Source organism: Providencia sp. JGM181 (assembly GCF_018257375.1).
Lineage (GTDB): Bacteria > Pseudomonadota > Gammaproteobacteria > Enterobacterales > Enterobacteriaceae > Providencia > Providencia lanzhouensis.
Genome location: NZ_JAERJY010000266.1, coordinates 1 through 1,359 on the forward strand (window position 1 = coordinate 1; position 1,359 = coordinate 1,359).

Here is a 1,359-nt window from a genome sequence, read left to right on the forward strand (position 1 = left end):
AAACATCCGTATTTTATCGTATCGTTTACCTGAAAAATGACGCCCTGCTCTATGATTGTTTCATTAAATTTAATATAAGAATAAAGAAATAACCTAATTTAGTCTGAACTAAACAATTTTAATAAAAAAAACTAATGATTATTTTTATATCTTACTCGTCTACGCATTTGAGGTTTTATACTTATTTAATTAGAATTTTTGCCTATTGATGTTAAGCACTACTCAAACTTATATGTCATGAAGGAAATGAAAATGACAGGAAAATATCCTATTGCCAAAATAGTGGGGAGCAGAATAAAGAAACTTAGAAAAGAATACGGATTAACAGGAACAGAAGTAGCAGCGTATCTCAATGTGAGTCAACAACAGTATTCTCGTTATGAGCGTGGTATCAATAGAATTGATATAGATTCGCTCGTTATAATAGCTGACTTCTTCAAAATAAGTATACATTACTTCTTTGAAGACATCTCCATCGCACAAGTAAATAATAGAGCGGTGCAAGCAGAAATATATTAATAATGAATACCTGCATTCGAAGTTACGCTCTAAATTTTAAGGATCTCCTTATATTTATCCTATCATTTAACGAATAATCTATGCTCACATTTTAGGGCACTATAATTCATTAGAGTTAATGAACATTACGCTTCCATTAAATTACTGTGGTATCAATATATTGATATCACGTTATTAACCTGCTAAGGCACAGTCTTAGCCTATTAAAATTAGTATTACATAAAGGATTTAAAAATGAAAAAGACATTATTAACCACTTCAATTATCGCATTAACTTTAGGTGCGGCGTCGACTGCATTTGCAGCTGATGTAGGAAGCGGCACAATTGAATTTAATGGCACAGTGAATACCGGTGCTTGTACTATTGCACCTTCTTCAGTAAATAAAGAAGTTCAATTAGGTTCTGTACCAGTAGCATCATTGAAAACAGCCGGAGCACAAGGTCCAAACGTTGACTTCACATTAGAATTATCTGACTGCGTATTAGATCCAACTGAAAGTGAGACAGATTATTCTAAAGTTAAAGTAAGCTTTACTGGCCAAATGGATACCGCTGGTAACTTATGGGCGAGTACAGGTACGGCACAAAACGTAGGTGTCTTATTCCAAAATGATGCTGGTCAAAGCATCAAAACTGGCGACACTATTACTCAAAATCTGAACGCAGGTGCAAATACAATTCACTTATCTGCACGCATGCAAGCATTAGGTCAAGCAACTTCAGGTTCTGTTAAATCAACTGTTGCATACGTTTTAGATTATCAATAATTTTTAATATTACTATTCATTGTAATAAACTTTAATTAGTAATTAATTTACTGGATATGCTACGCCTAAAAT

General features: G+C 33.1%; 2 protein-coding genes. Both read left to right on the forward strand.

Annotated features, from left to right (window positions below; all coding sequences use genetic code 11):
* Positions 1-252 precede the first annotated feature (252 nt).
* Positions 253-519, forward strand: a complete 267-nt coding sequence (locus tag JK188_RS17400) for a helix-turn-helix domain-containing protein (protein WP_036951058.1) — start codon at positions 253-255, stop codon at positions 517-519.
* 234 nt (positions 520-753) lie between these two features.
* Positions 754-1,287: a fimbrial protein gene (locus JK188_RS17405; RefSeq protein ID WP_036951059.1), complete on the forward strand. Its 534-nt coding sequence runs from the start codon at positions 754-756 to the stop codon at positions 1,285-1,287.
* Positions 1,288-1,359 lie beyond the last annotated feature (72 nt).

Bases quoted from the DNA above. Each gene is read 5' to 3' on its own strand.
- JK188_RS17400 (WP_036951058.1), top strand. From the start codon at position 253: ATGACAGGAAAATATCCTATTGCCAAAATAGTGGGGAGCAGAATAAAG.
- JK188_RS17405 (WP_036951059.1), top strand. From the start codon at position 754: ATGAAAAAGACATTATTAACCACTTCAATTATCGCATTAACTTTAGGT.